Genomic DNA, 16,009 nt, shown 5'->3' on the forward strand with positions numbered 1-16,009 from the left:
TGACCTCAATCACCATCTGTTCCTGATCGACCCGGTAGCAGTTCCGACGGCGTTTGGCGGGTATCAGTACCGGAAACCGCGAATGTTCGAACCCTTCGCGCGAGACCAGCGTAATGACCCGGCAGGCTTCGATGCCTTTCGGCAGGCGGTCCATTACGTAAACCAGCCCGTCGAGTTCAACCCGTTGCGGATCGTTGACCGACCCGTAAATCTCGGGCCGGAGCGTTAGCAGCGCCTGCCGGATTTCTTCACCCGATACGCCCGACGGTTTATAAAAACCCCGGTTGAACAGGTGACGCATGGTGATATAAAGCCGTTCGATAGCCAGGCGGGACTCCTGAGCGCGGGTGAGCGGTGGCGAAAAATCGGTGTGCATGTAGATTGATAAAAATTACCCGCAAGATACACCATCGCCACCGACTCCTCTACGTGGGTAGCTTATTTTCGACCACCGCCGATGTCAACGCCCAGTTTAATCCCCAGATAGGCGTTCTGGCTGTTGATGGCCTGCCCGAGAACATCCGATTTTGACGTAGGAACGATGTTGTATTCAACCCCCAGGTTAAAATGGCTGGCTTTAAAACCGATCCGGGCCATGGCTCCGAATTTATTAGTCGCTTCCACCGTATAGTCATCGGGATTTTCACCTTCAATCTGCCCATCCGTGATGGTTACCGACGTACCGGCGATGCTGTAAAGACCAGCCCCCAGACCGACGTAAGGGCGGAAATTATTTTGGGAAAAGTAGTACGTACCGGTTAACAGGTAAGAGCCCATCCCTTTGGCACTCACATCGCCGTCCTGACCGTTGACGGTTATGGCCCGGGCCATAACGGCTATTTCGGCTCTCAGTCCTAAGTCCAGATTGTCTGTAATGCCGTATTTAGGTTCCAATGACGTCAGGAGTCCGGCGGATACGCCAGAACCGGCAGGGCGGGCATAGCCCAACGAAACATTGACTTTAAACGGTTTGAATTCCTGGGCGGTTGCAGAGAGGGTAATGAAGGTGAAAAAAGCAAACAGTAAATTCTTGAACATTGGACAAAGAAGTTTAATAAAAGTGAAAAGAGGTTAACATGAAGTTGCAAACATAGGTGTTTTTACGGTATACGTAAATAAGTAGTTTTTTGTTTTTGCAGAATGGTATCTTAATTGTGAGTTTTCGGTTTTAGAGCAACGGGGCCGTAAAGGATACGAAGCTGGCCGGAAATGGGATGGTCAGAAAACGGTGACCGGAAGGATAATGCACACAAGGGTTCGGGAACTGATTACCAGTTATTTGCCGGAATTGCCGCTCATTTAGAATACGGTTTCTTTTTTTACCGTATTTTTGTAAACTGTGGGAAACCCTATGAGCAAACTAAAATGTTTACACTTCGACAAATGACCCAAACGGCTGCGCTGCTGATGGCTTTAAGCCCGGCATTACACGCCCAGCCCTCTCCTGAAAAAGCAAAAATGAGTGTTAATCCGCTATTGCAACCGTTCAAGACACCGCACGAAACGGTGCCTTTTGACCAGATTAAAAACGAGTATTACCTGCCTGCCCTGAAAGACGCCATGGCGATGGGCCGCAAGGAAATCGATGCCATTGTCAGCAATTCAGCCGCCCCGACGTTTGAGAACACCGTGGTGGCCCTCGAACGCGCCGGACAGATGGTGAGCCGGGTGTCGTCGGTGATGTTCAATCTGAACAGCGCAGAAACCAGCCCCGACTTGCAGAAAATTGTGCGGGAAGCGTCGCCCTTGCTGACTGAATACGGCAACGACATTACGCTGAACGAGCAACTTTTCAAACGCATCAAAACCGTCTACGACCAGCGGGCGAAACTGAAGCTGGACGGCGAAGACCGGATGCTGCTTGAAAAAACGTATAAGAGCTTTGCCCGCAACGGGGCCAATCTGAAAGCCGCCGATAAAGAGAAGTTCCGGACCATCAACAAAGAGTTGTCGCAGGCGTCGTTGCAGTTTGGTGAGAATGTGCTCAACGAGACAAACGAGTACATCCTGGAAATTACGGACGAGAAAGACCTGGCCGGTTTGCCGGAATTTGCCCGGGAAGCCGCCAAAGCGACGGCCAAGCAGAAAGGAAAATCCGGCTGGGTGTTTACCCTGCAAGCCCCGAGCTACCAGCCGTTTATGACGTATGCCGATAACCGTGATTTGCGGAAAAAGCTGTTTGTTGCCTACAACTCGCGTGGCTTCCAGAGTGATAAAAACGACAACCAGCAACTGATCGGAAAAATGGTGCAGTTGCGCTACGACCGCGCCAAACTGCTGGGCTATAAAACCCACGCCGATTTTATTCTGGAAGAAAGCATGGCCGGTTCGCCGGAAAAGGTAAAGCAGTTTCTGAGTGAACTCGCGGGCTACGCCAAACCCGTTGCCGAAAAACAACTGGCCGAACTGACGCGCTACGCCAAAGAAAACGGCTTTAAGGAGGAACGGCTGGAACGCTGGGATTTCGGTTATTACTCCGAAAAACTGAAAAAAGAGAAATACGCGCTGGACGACGAAATCCTGAAACCGTATTTCAAGCTGGAAAATGTGATTGAAGGCGTTTTCACGATTGCCAACAAACTTTACGGCCTGACGTTCAAGGAGCGGAAAGACATTCCGGTGTACAATCCGGAGGTGAAAACCTACGATGTGTTCGATCAGGACGGCAAGTTTCTGGCGGTTTTCTACGGTGACTATTTCCCACGGGAAGGCAAGCGTAGCGGAGCCTGGATGAACGACCTTCAGGGCCAGAAGATTGAAAACGGCGTGAACGTTCGTCCGCACATTGTCAACGTCTGCAACTTCACGCGCCCTACCGAAACCAAACCGTCGCTGCTGACTTTCAACGAAGTAGTCACGCTCTTCCACGAGTTTGGGCACGGTTTGCACGGGATGCTGGCCAATGGCAAATACAAACGCCTGTCGGGCACAAACGTTTACCGTGATTTTGTCGAACTGCCCTCGCAGGTCATGGAGAACTGGTGCTACGACCCCGAAGCTCTGAAACTGTTTGCCAAGCACTATCAGACCGGCGAAGTAATTCCAAACGATTTGATCGAGAAAATCCGGGCCAGCCAGAATTTCATGGCCGGGATGTCGAACCTGACCCAGTTACGGTACGGTCTGTTGGATATGTACTGGCACGGCAACGAGCCGAAAGGGGAAACCGTCGAGCAGGTGGAATCGCACGTGGATTCGCTGGTAAACCTGTTTCCGAAAGTACCCGGTACGGCGTTTAGTCCGGCATTCTCGCACATTTTTGCGGGCGGTTATTCAGCCGGGTATTACAGCTACAAATGGTCGGAAGTGCTGGACGCTGATGCGTTTGAGTTCTTCAAGGAAAAAGGACTTTCAAACCGCGAAGCCGCGGATAAATTCCGTAAGAATGTGCTGGAAAAAGGCGGTACGGAAAAACCGATGGAGCTTTACAAGAAGTTCCGGGGCCGCGAACCGTCACCACAGGCCATGCTTCGCCGGAGCGGCCTGACGCTTTAAGAAGTGAATTTGAAGAGTTATACCACAGAGTTTATCAGTGTAAAAAGAGTTAATCAGAGGCTCCGCTAAGCTCTGGTATTCTCTGATAAACTCTGTGGTATAACTCTTTTTTATTGTGTTTCCGAAGCTATTAAGACGGCTTTAACAAACTTTAACGACAAAAACCGGCATGAAGCGGGGTTTATTTTCGTAATTTTGGAGAAAATATTTTTCGGCTTAAGGCTGTTACCCAATGCAAACCTTCAAAGGAACAGAATCTAACGTTACTTCCGGGACGTCCTTGCAAGCGTCCCAGTCTTCGTATAAACGCCTGAATAACATTATTGGATGGGTGCTTTTTGCCATTGCCCTGTTCACCTACACGGCAACGGTTGAGCGGACCGCCAGCTTCTGGGACTGTGGAGAATTCATTGCCTGTGCCTATAAACTTCAGGTGCCTCACCCACCGGGTGCGCCGTTCTTTCTGCTGTTGGGGCGGCTTTTCTCCCTGTTGTCGCTGGGCGATGTAAGCCAGGTGGCCTACTGGGTGAATATGATGTCGGTGCTGGCGAGTGCCTTCTCCATCCTGTTCCTGTTCTGGACCATCACCATGCTGGCCCGCAAACTGCTCAACAAACAGTTTGGGGCGTTGACGCAGACTGAAATGTGGACGGTATTTGGCGCGGGAGCCGTGGGTGCGCTGGCGTATACGTTTTCGGACACGTTCTGGTTCTCGGCGGTCGAAGCGGAGGTGTACGGGATGTCGTCGTTCTTTACGGCCATTGTGGTCTGGGCGGCTTTCCGCTGGGAGCTGATTGAGGATGAAGCTGCGGGCAATCGCTGGCTGATTTTTATCGCCTATCTGATCGGTCTTTCCATTGGCGTCCACTTGCTGAACCTGGTGACGCTGCCCGCTATGGCGCTGATTTACTACTTCAAGAAAACCCAAAAAGTGTCTCTCTGGGGTGGTGTGGCCGCATTCGGAGTTGGGATGGTCATTCTGGGCATCATCAACTCAGGAATTATCCCGGGTCTGCCATCGGCTGCTTTCGCCGTTGAACGGTTTTTTGTGAACACCTTTGGAATGCCCTACACAACGGGTATTTACGTCTTCGCAGCGCTCTTTCTTGGCGTGCTGATCTACGGTATTATCTGGTCGGCCCGCAAAAACCGCCCGATGTTGAATACCGCCTTGCTGGGGCTGGCGTTCGTGCTGATCGGCTACGCGTCGTACATTCAGGTGCTGATTCGGTCGGATTTCAATACGCCGATCAACGAAAACAACCCGAGCGACGTGATCAATTTCGTGTCGTACCTCAAACGCGAACAATACGGTAGCCGCTCGCTGAGCTACGGCCCGCTGTTTTTTTCCCGGCCTGTTGATCAGAAAAAAGGCGCTCCGCAGTATGAAAAGCGGGATGGAAAATACGTAGTGTTTGACCACGCGCCGGAATATGTCTATGATGGCGACAAGCAGATGCTGTTTCCCCGTATTTACAGCAACCAGCCGGGCCACGCGCAGCTTTATTCGCAAATGCTTAATATTCCGCTCGATCAGTCGGGGCAGCCGACGCGGAAAGTGACGATGGGCGACAACCTGCAATTCTTCTTCCAGTATCAACTGGGACATATGTACTGGCGGTATCTGATGTGGAACTTTGCCGGACGCGCGGGCGACCAGGAAGGCTCCGGGTATCTGTTGCCCTGGACGAGCGACCAGGGGCTTCCGGATTTGATCAAGAACAACAAGGCGCGGGATAACTTCTACATGCTGCCCTTTTTGCTGGGTTTGTTTGGTGTCGTTATTCAATATTTCCGGCGGTCGAGGGATCTGCTGATTGTGGGGCTGCTGTTTTTCTTTACCGGTATCGCCCTGCAAATCTTCCTGAACTCTCCGCCCTCCGAACCGCGCGAACGGGATTACATCTACGTGGGGTCGTTCTATTTCTTTGCCATCTGGATTGGCCTGGGCGTGGTGGCGCTGATTGATGGCGTATCCGCTTATCTGAAAAACGAGAAGCTGCGCGTCGGACTGGTAGCGGGTTTGTGCCTGCTCGTTCCGGTGATGATGGCGGCTAAAAGCTGGGATAACCACGACCGCTCCAACCGTTACCATTCTGTTGATTTTGCCAAAAATCTGCTGAACTCCTGCGCACCCAATGCCATCCTGTTTGTGGGCGGTGACAACGATACGTTCCCGTTATGGTATGTGCAGGAGGTGGAAGGCTTCCGGACCGACGTACGGGTTTGTAACCTGAGCCTGCTCGGAACCGAGTGGTATATCCAGCAGATGAAACGCAAAACATACGAGTCGGAAGCCTTGCCGATTTCGCTGGAGTTTGCCCAGTTCAACAAGGGGAAAAACGACGTAATTCCGTTCTATGAGATTCCGGCGGTAAAAAACGGTATTAACCTGAAAGAGTATATCGGACTGATCAAACAAAACAATCCGGCTATTCAGGTGCCGCTGACGACGGGCGAAATGACCAACATCCTGCCGTCGACGACGTTCTTCCTGCCGGTTGATAAAGCAGCGGTCCAGCAGCTGGGTATTGTGTCGCCGAAGTTTCAGCCGATGGTGAAAGATACGCTGGTGTGGAATTTTGGCAAGCAGGACATCTATAAGCCGGACCTGATCATGCTCGATATTATTGCGACCAACAACTGGCAGCGGCCCATTTACTTCTCAACCACGCTGGGACAGTCGAACTACCTGAACCTGAAAGATCATATGCAACTGGAAGGCTATGCCTATCGGTTGTTGCCGGTGCAGGTGCCGGGTGCGTCAGACGGTTTTGTGAATACCGATCTCATGTATAAAACCATGATGACGAAAACCTTCTGGCGGGAGATGAACAACCCGGATTCGTATTATGACGATACATACCGCGGTTCGCCGGTGGTTTCGGCCCGGATTGCGTTCCTGCGGTTGGCCGATCAGCTGATGCGTGAGGGCAAAAACGCCCAGGCGAAGGAAGTACTGCACCGTTCGTTGCAGGTGATTCCGGATAAGAGCATTCCGTACGACCAGATTTCGACCAATTACATCCAGATTCTGCTGACGGTCGGTGACCTCAAAACCGCGCAGGAAATGGCCGATGTTATTGCGACGCGGGCCGACCAGAGCCTGACGTATATTAAACAAACCGGTGGGGGAGGCAATGATGCCAACTTCGATCTATACAACCTGCAAACCATTGTGAATGCGTTCCGGGAGACAAAGCAGGAGGCTCTGGCTAAGAAGTACGAAGCCATCTTCCAGAAACACCTGAACGCGTTAGGATGATCGTAAAAGCGTCGGCCAGTAAACGCGTTTACTGGCCGACGACCAATTTAGTAAGTACGAGTTGAGTTTCACAAATCTCTAATCGATCTTGCTATGGTAACGATGCTGTGTTATTTCTTGCTGAGTGTCAGCACACCAGCCGACACCAGCCGTTTGCCGAAGAATCTGCCGGAAATTACGGGAATTCCTGAAGAGAAACAGGTGGACGTTATGCCCAACGCGAAGCCTTCGTTTAAGCCGGACATGCCCGTTCATAAGCACGACGAAAGCAAAACGATACCGATGCCCAACTCAGGAACTCGGCTGCGTTCAATGCAGCTACCGCAGGAAGGATCAATTTCTGAGGATTCAACCCGGCAGAAGGGTAAACCGTAAAACAAAGCAGCCCGGCCAATTGGTCGGGCTGCTTTGTTTTGTTAGCTAATCAGTCAGTGAAAAAAGTCCTTCATTTTGTCGAAGAACCCTTTTTCGTTCTTACCCGGTTTGGGTTGAAAATTCGGTGAGTGACGGAGCCGTTCCAGAATACCACGCTCTTCGGAGCTAAGTATTTTGGGAGTCCAGATATTGATGTGAATGAGCTGATCTCCCCGGCCATAACCGTTCAGTTCCTTGATGCCTTTGCCTTTCAGCCGGAGAATTCGGCCGCCCTGCGTACCGGGTTCAAGCGTGATCCGCGCCCGGCCATCGATGGTGGGCACTTCGACGGAAGTTCCCAAAGCCGCATCGACAAAGTTGATGTGCAGATCGTAAACGACGTTATTTCCGTCGCGTTTCAGGTTCTCATCTTCCTCTTCTTCGATCACAATCAGCAGGTCGCCGGCCACACCCCCGCGCGGAGGAACGTTTCCTTTGCCCGTTACAGAAAGCTGAATACCTTCGGCCACTCCGGCCGGAATCTTGATCGGAATGACGTCTTCCTGGAGCACGCGGCCTTCTCCAAAGCAGGCATCGCAGCGTTCCGTAACCATTTTGCCTTCACCATTACAGGTTGGACAGGTGCTGGTGGAAACCATTTGACCCAGCATGGTATTGACTACTTTCCGGACCTGACCCGTACCGTTACAGCTGCTACAGGTCGTGACCGCCATACCGTTCTTGGAACCGTTGCCACCACAGGTCGTACAGGCAACGTGCCGTTTTACTTTAATTTTCTTTTCAACACCGTTAGCGACTTCCTGGAGGTTCAGTTTCAGTTTGATCCGCAGATCGGAACCCCGCCGGACGCGCCGACCCTGCTGCTGACCACCCCGGCCAAAGAAACTGCCAAAGGGGCTTTCGTCGCCAAAAATATCGCCAAACTGCGAGAAAATGTCGTCCATAGACTGACCACCTCCCGCTGCACCGCCCATGCCTGCGTGGCCGAACTGATCGTAGCGGGCCTTTTTCTGCGGATCGCTCAGCACATCGTAGGCTTCGGCGGCTTCCTTGAATTTGTCTTCGGCGGAGGGGTCGTCCGGGTTTTTATCGGGGTGGTATTTAATCGCCATTTTCCGGTACGCCTTCTTGATGTCGTCCGGCGAAGCGTTCTTATCGACCCCTAACACTTCGTAATAATCTCGTTTCGTAGCCATGTATAAGTTGGTTGAAAAAACGATTAGACGGAACGGATTGGCGCCTACCATCCGTTCCGTCTAATCATCCGTATCGCATCGTTCAGGCACCCAGAATTACTTTTGCAAACCGGATTACTTTGTCATTCAGGAAATAACCTTTCTCGGTTTCGTCGATGACTTTCCCCTTCAGATCATCGCTGGGTGCGGGAAACTGGGTAATGGCTTCGTGCAGGTCGGGGTTGAAAGCCTGACCAACCGATTCCATTGATTTAACCCCTTTGGATTCCAGAACTTTATAGAATTTATTATAGATCAGCTGTACGCCTTCTTTGAGGGCCTCGGCGTCCGAAGACGTTTCGGCTGACTTCAGTGCCCGCTCGAAGTCGTCCAGTACCGGAAGCAGTTTCACCAGCAGTCCTTCATTCGCGTTCGAAATCAGATCTACTTTTTCTTTGGCGGTCCTCCGGCGGAAATTTTCAAAATCGGCGTAGAGCCGCAGGTATTTATCTTTCAAATCGGTCAGTTCGCCACTTACTTTATCAAACTCGGAAAGTACGCCCTGATCTTCAGCGGTCTCCGCAACGGGTTCTTCCGACGTATTGTCAGCCGCAGGGATATCAGTTGTTGATTCGTTGACGGTATTGTCAGGTTGCTGCACGTTTTCTTGTTCTTCGGTGTTCAAAGTTTCCTTATTTTCCATACGCTTGCTTGTATTTCGTCGCCACCACATAGTGATTTAAAAAATGCAAATTAACTGCCAATTTCCGGAATACTGACAAGATGACATTTTTATTCACCCTACACGACGGTTAACTTTTGATTTTAACACGGAACGTGTCAGGTTCGGTTCGGGTTACTAGAAAGAAGGTTACGTGCTGTTTGTGACAGAATGATGGTTGATTTAATCAAAAAACATACCCAATTGATCAAGTCGAAAGCCGCCGAACTGGGCTTCGATTTCTGCGGGGTTTCCAAAGCCGAATTTCTGGAAGAGGAAGCTCCCCGGCTGGAAACGTGGCTCCGGCAGAATCGGCACGGTCAGATGGGCTATATGGCCAACCATTTCGACAAACGGCTCGACCCCCGGTTGCTGGTTGAGGGTGCCAAATCGGTGGTGACGGTGTTGCTGAATTATTATCCTGAAAAAACCATTGCCCAGGAGGGCGACGGCTATAAAATCTCGAAATACGCGTACGGCACGGATTACCACTTTGTCATCAAGGATAAACTGAAAGACCTGCTGGCCCTGGTTCACGAAGAAATCGGCGAGGTCAATGGCCGGGTTTTTGTCGATTCGGCACCGGTCATGGACAAGGTCTGGGCCAAACGCAGCGGTCTGGGCTGGGTAGGTAAACACACCAATCTGATTACCCGCGAGATGGGCAGCTTTGTGTTTATCGCTGAAATGATTCTGGACCTGGAACTGGAAGCCGACGGTCCCGTGGCCGACTATTGCGGTACCTGCACCCGCTGTCTGGATGCCTGCCCGACCGACGCCATCACGGAGCCTTACGTGGTCGATGGCAGCAAGTGCATCTCCTACTTTACCATTGAACTGAAAGACGCCATTCCCGACGAAGTGAAGGGGAAGTTTGAAAACTGGATTTTCGGCTGTGACATTTGTCAGGACGTATGCCCCTGGAACCGCTTTGCCCGCCCGCACCGCACCCCCGCGTTTGATCCAAATCCGGGCCTTAGTGAATTAAGCAAAAACGATTGGGAGGAAATCACGCAGGAAGTTTTTCAGGAGATCTTCCGCCGATCCGCCGTGAAACGAACAAAACTGGAAGGGCTGAAACGAAATATTGCCTTCGTTAAAACGGAAGGGTGGTAGAGTATCTCAACCTTTGACTGTGGATACCCCTGCACTGCGTACAAGGGTATCCAGAAAGGCTTGTGGAGTACAGAAACAACGGAGGTTGATGGATATTAAACCGGCACGGCGGGCCAGTATTCCGCCATTTTGCGCCGGAGAAACGCCACGCTGCGCTCCAGTTGGGCCATGCCGTCCACACCGTCTTCAATACTGATCCAGCCATCGAAGCCAACGGTTTTTAATTTGGTAAAAATAGCATCGTAATCGTTGAGCCCTTTACCAATTTCGCCGTGGCTCAGGCGTTTAGCGTACCCAACGGCCCCACCTTCTTCCCGGCGCAGGTCTTCAATAGTACCCGAAAGCAGGTACCGGTCGCTGGCGTGCATCGTCACCACGCGGTTAACCACCCGGTCGAGTAGTTCCAGCGGTTCTTCTCCCGCCAGAAAGGTATTGCTCGGGTCGTAGTTGACGCCAAAATTCGGGTCGTGAATCCGGTCGACGAGCTGGCAGAACACATCCATTTTCTGCGCAAATTCCGGATATTCCCAGAAATCGTCTTTGTAATGATTCTCGATGATGAGCGTAATACCGTGTTCGCGGGCGTAGGGCAAACACGCTTCAATCGACTCCGCAGCCAGTTTGACGCCTTCTTCAATGGTCAGTTCCGGACGACGCTGGCCGGATAGCACGCGGCAGTACGACCCGCCCAGGGCGTAGGTCATGTCGATCCAGCGTTTCTGTTTGGCAATTTCGTTGGCGCGGAAAGCCGGGTCGGGATGCGTGAAATCCGGCGAGCAGCACATCATCGGAATCACCTTGCCGTGGCTTTCAACCTGCTGACGAAACCGTTTCCAGTTGGATTCGTCGGCCATTTCAAGAAAACCGGCGTACCACTCCAGTCCGTCGATGTCGAGTTGGACGGCGAGTTCAATCCATTCGGAAACCGTCATGGAACCGTCTTTGCAGAGGGCCTGCATAAAGGCTTTGGGAAAAGCAGCTAATTTTGGCATGACTATCTATACGGGCCAAGCGGGTGTTAGTCCGTGATTTGGTTTTGATCGTAAATAAATAATACGGTTTTGCGTACGCCCAACGGGTAGCCCGGGCATACATTAATTTTTGGGCGGGTTTCGGCCAATGAGCGGATATTGTTCCAGATCAACGATTTGGCCGCTGATGGGGCCGCTTTCATCCGCCAGCCAGTAGACCGCTGCCGTTGCGATCTCGGCGGGCCACAGAATCCGGCCGGATGGCGCAAAAACCGGCGAAATATCTTTGTACCAATCTTCCGGTAATCCCTGTTCGTGTTTGCGCCGGGCTTCGTTTTCGGTGATGACCCAGCCCGGATTGATCTGGTTCACCCGCACGCCATCTTCCCGGTGGAGCGTATCGCCGAGGTTGCGGGTCAGGGTCATCAGGGCGCCTTTCGACACGCTGTAAGCCATCAGGTCCGGTTCGCCACTCCATCCATTCACCGAGCCGATGTTCAGCACACAACCGCGTTTTTGTTTGAGGTGTGGCAGGGCGGCTTTGATCAGCGCAAACGGAGCGAGGGTGTTTACTTCGAGCATTCGCCGGAAAAACGCCAGATCCGTTGTGTGGAGGTTCGACGAAAGAACCAAAGCTGCGTTGTTGACCACGGCATCCAGCCGACCGAATGTGTTTACCGCCAGATCAACCAGTCGTTGGGCAACGCCTTCCGTCGCCAGATCTTCAATATGCAGTACGGCATTATCCGCACCGAGTTCCTGCACGACTTTCTGCCCCAGATCGGGTTCCAGACCGTGTACAACAACCCGGGCTCCTTCCGCCATGCACTGCCTGGCAATGGCTTTTCCGATACCGGTGCAACTGCCGGTCACGATAATAACTTTCTGGTTTAAGCGCATGGCTAAGACAAGAGAGGAAAGAAGAGACAGGAGAGATAAACGAAACGTCTTTTCCCTCTTGTCTTTCCTCTTAATATACGATCTATACCGGTTTTAAAACGCTCTTGATTACTTCGCCGAGGTGCATTTTTTCAAACGCTTCGTGCCAGTCGGTAATGGACCATACCCCCCCGATGATGGGTTTTACGTCCAGTTGTCCGCTGGCGAGCAACGCCAGAACGCGCTCCCAAATAGGCCAGTTATGGCTGAAGCTGCCCTGAAGCGTCACGTTTTTCTGCACGAGCGGATCGAGGGAGAAACCGAGCGGTTGCGGTCCCCAGCCTACTTTGGTGATATGGCCGTTGGGGCGCACCAGTTGCAGGGCGATTTTAAGCGTTATACTCGCTCCGGCGGCATCGATCACGCAGTCGGCACCCATACCGTCGCGTTTTTTAGCCCATTCGGTAGCATCACCGATGATGGTCTCGCAGCCGTATTGCTGAGCAATGGCAAGCCGGTGCCGGTCGGCTTCCAGACCCACCACAGCCACCTCGGCTCCGCACAGCCGCGCCATAGCCGCGCACAGAATCCCGATTGTGCCCGGCCCTAATACCACGACGCGGTCGCCGGGTTTCAGACGGGAATTTTCCACGACAGCATTGAAGGCCACACAACAAGGCTCGGTCAGGCAGGCCTGCTCAAAAGCCAGTTCGTCCGGCACCCGGTGCAGGCAGCGCATCGGCACCCGAACGTAGCGGGTCATAGCCCCGTTGACACCGTAGCCAAAGCCTTTGCGGGTAGGGTCCAGATTATACAGCCCCTGGCGCGACATCGGGTTGTTGGGGTCGATCACGGCTGCGGTTTCGCTCACCACGCGGTCACCTTCTTTCCAGCCCACCACGCGGCTGCCTAGTTCGACAATATGCCCGCCAAACTCGTGGCCGAGCACAACGGGGTAATTAACGGGCCAGCTATGGTCGGCGGTCCACTGGTGGAGATCGCTGCCGCAAACGCCGACATTGGCGACTTCCAGCAATACATCTTCTTCACCAATCGACGGTCTGGGGATTTCACGGATTTCCACCGAGCCTTTCTCGGGGGCAAAATTGACAACAGCAGCAGAATTCATTCCTGGGTGTGTAAGGGTTAAAAGTAAGATGACCTTCGTTGACGTCATCTTCGGAATCTCACTTGGTTTAATGCACTCCTACGGCCACGTCGCCGTACGCGTGGATTTTTTCGCAGATCAGCCGCAGGGAGCTTTCCAGATCACCGTCGGCGGTTTTGAAGGCGTCGGCGTCAATCGTCAGTGGAGCGCCCAGCACCACGAGCGGAGCGCCGTACTCGGGGCAGCGGATGGCCTGTTCGAGCGTAAGACCACCCACGGCCTGCACCGGTACGCTAACGGCCTGCACCACTTCACGCAGTTGATCGAGCGGGCTGGGCATCCGGTGGCCCTGAGCGGCAATACCCCGGCGCTCGTCGTAGCCAGTGTGGTGGATAATGTAATCACACCCCAGGTCCTCGAGCCATTTCGCGCCCTCCACCATATCCGGGCAAACCATGTTATCGCCCATCACTTTAACGCCAAAATCACGTCCGGCCTGCACAACACACTTAATCGTTTCGGCGTGGGCGCGGGCCATCACCACCACGTGGGTCGCACCGGCTTTTGCCATCATTTCCGCTTCGAGATAACCACCGTCCATGGTTTTCAGGTCGGCAACAATCGGTACATTCGGGAAGGCTTCGCGTAGCTTCCGGACACCGTGCAAGCCCTCGGCCAGAATCAGGGGCGTACCCGCTTCGAGCCAGTCAACCCCGGCCCGCATGGCCAGAGCCGCCGTTTCGAGCGCTTCATCAATGTTGGTCAGATCAAGGGAAATTTGAACGATGGGTTTCATCAAGAGAATGGAATATAGGTGAATGGGACCTGAATAACGGTTTTTAATCCAATAGCATTTTACTGTCAATAAATACTCGTTTTTTATAAATAAGGCCACGCGTGTCCAAATAATTCTTTTCAGGATAGCCGGAATGAGTGCGAATGGAGTACTATGGTTTTGAGTACCTGATGTGTCGGGCTGGTTGCCCTTAACCCGTTAAAAAAATGGCCATAGCGCCCAAATCGACCCTGCTTCAGAAGCTGAAGAATGGTCACAATGTGTACGGAACCTGCATTACCTCCACGGCCCCCATGTGGCCGGTTTCCCTGCAACGGGCGGGGCTGGATTTTGTATTCCTCGATACCGAACATATTCCGCTGGACCGGTCCGAGCTCGCCCGGTTGTGCCAGATTTTTCGCGCTTACGGCATTGCGCCCATTGTGCGGGTGCCGAAACCCGATCCGTTTCTGGCCTGTATGGCCATTGATGGCGGGGCCGTGGGCGTCATTGCTCCCTACCTCGAATCCGTCGATCAGATCACGGATCTGGTGGGTGCTACCAAATACCGTCCGCTAAAAGGCGAACGGCTGGCCCGTTACCTGAGCGGAAAAGAGCAAATGCCGGACGATCTGCGGCAGTACCTTGAAGCCCACAACGCCGGAAACCTCTGCATTGCCAACATTGAAAGCGTACCGGCTCTGGAACGGCTGGACGATCTGCTGTCGGTGCCCGGTCTGGATGCGGTTTTCATTGGGCCACACGATCTCTCGGTTAGTCTGGGGCTTCCTGAGCAGTATGATCATCCAGATTTTGAAGCGGCTGTCCTGAAAATCATCCAGACCACCCGCAGCAAAGGGCTTTCGGTCGGTATTCACTTTTCACAGTCGCCGGAGCGCCAGATTCACTGGGTACGGCAGGGGGTCAACATCATCGTTCATAGTTTTGATGTCGCCCTGTTCGGACAGCGGTTACGCAACGATATCGGTAGCATCAGAAAGGCCGTCGGCGACCTGTTGCCCACCGATGAAGGGGCGTCGTTTGTCATTTAGCAAGTAGAATGGGGGCGGCTGCCGCTTACCCGGTTATGATGGATGAGATCAAATGGGGCATTATCGGTTGCGGGAATGTAACCGAAGTCAAAAGCGGCCCGGCTTTCAACAAAGTACCGAATTCCAGACTCGTGGCTGTCATGCGCCGGGATGGCGAACTGGCTGCCGATTACGCTCACCGACACGGGGTGCCCAGGTGGTATGACGATGCGGACGCCTTAATCAACGACCCCGACGTAAACGCGGTGTACATTGCTACTCCGCCCGGTTCGCACACCGACTACGCGATTCGGGCGCTGCGGGCGGGCAAACCCGTTTACGTGGAAAAACCGATGGCGCGGAATGCCGCCGAATGCGAAGCCATGAATCAGGTGAGCCGCGAAACCGGGGTGCCGTTATTTGTGGCCTATTACCGCCGGTCGCTCGATTATTTCCTGAAAGTAAAAGAGTTGATCGACCAGAAAGTGATCGGGGACATCCGGTTTGTCGATATTCACCTGCATACGCAACCCTATGCCGAGGAGGTAGGGGAGGATGCGCGACCGCGCTGGCGGGTTTTTCCGGAAATCTCTGGCGGGGGCCATTTCCACGATCTGGCGGCCCATCAGTTCGATTTCCTCGAATTTGCCCTCGGACCGATCAAAACCGCCCACGGCTTGGCCCGCAATCAGGCCGGACTCTATCAGGCCGACGACATCGTGGTGGCTAACTTCGAGTTTGAATCCGGCGTGCTCGGACTCGGAAGCTGGTGTTTTACCGTCAGCAAAGAACAGCGTATCGACGAAGCCTATCTGCTTGGTTCCCAGGGTAAAATTACGTTCTCATTCTTCGAGAAATTCGACATCAAGGTCGAAACCGCAGCCGGTACGGAAACATACACCATTCCCTATCCTCAACACGTTCAGCAGCCCATTATTGAAGCGATTGTGAACGAATTGCGGGGTGAAGGAAAATCGCCCAGCACGGGCGAATCCGGCGCGCGCTCCAACCTGATCATGGACTGGATTACAGCGAAATAGCAGTTGGACAAGCGAGGTGAGACAAGGGACAAGAGAGTCGGATTGGTAACGTCTCTTG

At 53.0% G+C, this 16,009-nt stretch carries 13 protein-coding genes and 1 pseudogene; 6 read left to right on the forward strand and 8 right to left on the reverse strand.

The annotated features are described in order from the left end of the window. Nucleotides 1–376: pseudogene (locus tag LX87_RS07075) on the reverse strand (DUF6909 family protein); the annotation flags it as partial. A 62-nt stretch (nt 377–438) separates the two neighbouring features. Beyond that, nucleotides 439–1,038, reverse strand: a complete 600-nt coding sequence (locus tag LX87_RS07080) for an outer membrane beta-barrel protein (protein ID WP_111627532.1) — start codon at nt 1,036–1,038, stop codon at nt 439–441. Between the two features lie 369 nt (nt 1,039–1,407). Between LX87_RS07080 and LX87_RS07085 the strand changes: the two genes are divergently transcribed. The 3 genes from LX87_RS07085 to LX87_RS07095 all read left to right on the forward strand — a co-directional run bounded on the left by LX87_RS07085 (nt 1,408) and on the right by LX87_RS07095 (nt 7,135). Continuing rightward, nucleotides 1,408–3,495 (forward strand): M3 family metallopeptidase, encoded by a 2,088-nt coding sequence (locus tag LX87_RS07085; protein WP_374755119.1) that lies wholly within the window; start codon nt 1,408–1,410, stop codon nt 3,493–3,495. Nucleotides 3,496–3,775: 280 nt separating this feature from the next. Next, nucleotides 3,776–6,760 (forward strand): glycosyltransferase family 117 protein, encoded by a 2,985-nt coding sequence (locus LX87_RS07090; RefSeq protein WP_229310576.1) that lies wholly within the window; start codon nt 3,776–3,778, stop codon nt 6,758–6,760. A gap of 102 nt (nt 6,761–6,862) precedes the next feature. Then, complete coding sequence (locus tag LX87_RS07095) at nt 6,863–7,135, forward strand: hypothetical protein (protein ID WP_211325281.1); 273 nt, start codon at nt 6,863–6,865, stop codon at nt 7,133–7,135. Nucleotides 7,136–7,188: 53 nt separating this feature from the next. On the opposite strand, the gene dnaJ is transcribed toward LX87_RS07095, so the two are convergent. Then, a complete protein-coding gene (gene dnaJ / locus LX87_RS07100; RefSeq protein WP_111627535.1) occupies nt 7,189–8,331 on the reverse strand; it encodes a molecular chaperone DnaJ in 1,143 nt (380 codons plus the stop codon). Nucleotides 8,332–8,413: 82 nt separating this feature from the next. Continuing rightward, complete coding sequence (locus LX87_RS07105) at nt 8,414–9,013, reverse strand: nucleotide exchange factor GrpE (RefSeq protein ID WP_111627536.1); 600 nt, start codon at nt 9,011–9,013, stop codon at nt 8,414–8,416. A gap of 192 nt (nt 9,014–9,205) precedes the next feature. Here LX87_RS07105 and queG point away from each other — a divergent pair, with 192 nt between their 5' ends. Further along, nucleotides 9,206–10,147 carry a tRNA epoxyqueuosine(34) reductase QueG gene (gene queG / locus LX87_RS07110; protein WP_111628310.1) on the forward strand — a complete coding sequence of 314 codons (942 nt, stop codon included), beginning with the start codon at nt 9,206–9,208 and terminating at the stop codon, nt 10,145–10,147. A 95-nt stretch (nt 10,148–10,242) separates the two neighbouring features. On the opposite strand, the gene LX87_RS07115 is transcribed toward queG, so the two are convergent. The 4 genes from LX87_RS07115 to LX87_RS07130 form a co-directional block, all read right to left on the reverse strand. Continuing rightward, entirely contained in the window at nt 10,243–11,139 is an 897-nt protein-coding gene (locus tag LX87_RS07115) for a sugar phosphate isomerase/epimerase family protein (RefSeq protein ID WP_111627537.1), read from the reverse strand. Between the two features lie 102 nt (nt 11,140–11,241). Further along, nucleotides 11,242–12,018, reverse strand: coding sequence for an SDR family NAD(P)-dependent oxidoreductase (locus tag LX87_RS07120; protein WP_111627538.1), 777 nt, complete (start codon nt 12,016–12,018; stop codon nt 11,242–11,244). An 82-nt stretch (nt 12,019–12,100) separates the two neighbouring features. Continuing rightward, nucleotides 12,101–13,126 carry a zinc-binding dehydrogenase gene (locus LX87_RS07125; protein WP_111627539.1) on the reverse strand — a complete coding sequence of 342 codons (1,026 nt, stop codon included), beginning with the start codon at nt 13,124–13,126 and terminating at the stop codon, nt 12,101–12,103. 67 nt (nt 13,127–13,193) lie between these two features. Beyond that, the gene (locus LX87_RS07130) at nt 13,194–13,901 is read right to left on the reverse strand and encodes an orotidine 5'-phosphate decarboxylase / HUMPS family protein (RefSeq protein WP_111628311.1); all 708 of its coding nucleotides are present in this window, start codon (nt 13,899–13,901) and stop codon (nt 13,194–13,196) included. 206 nt (nt 13,902–14,107) lie between these two features. On the opposite strand from LX87_RS07130, the gene LX87_RS07135 reads away from it, so the two are divergent. After that, a complete protein-coding gene (locus LX87_RS07135; RefSeq protein WP_111627540.1) occupies nt 14,108–14,932 on the forward strand; it encodes an HpcH/HpaI aldolase family protein in 825 nt (274 codons plus the stop codon). A 38-nt stretch (nt 14,933–14,970) separates the two neighbouring features. Continuing rightward, nucleotides 14,971–15,951 (forward strand): Gfo/Idh/MocA family protein, encoded by a 981-nt coding sequence (locus LX87_RS07140; protein ID WP_111628312.1) that lies wholly within the window; start codon nt 14,971–14,973, stop codon nt 15,949–15,951. Nucleotides 15,952–16,009 lie beyond the last annotated feature (58 nt).

It is taken from the genome of Larkinella arboricola, from assembly GCF_003259745.1.
In the GTDB taxonomy this organism is placed as follows: Bacteria; Bacteroidota; Bacteroidia; order Cytophagales; family Spirosomataceae; genus Larkinella; species Larkinella arboricola.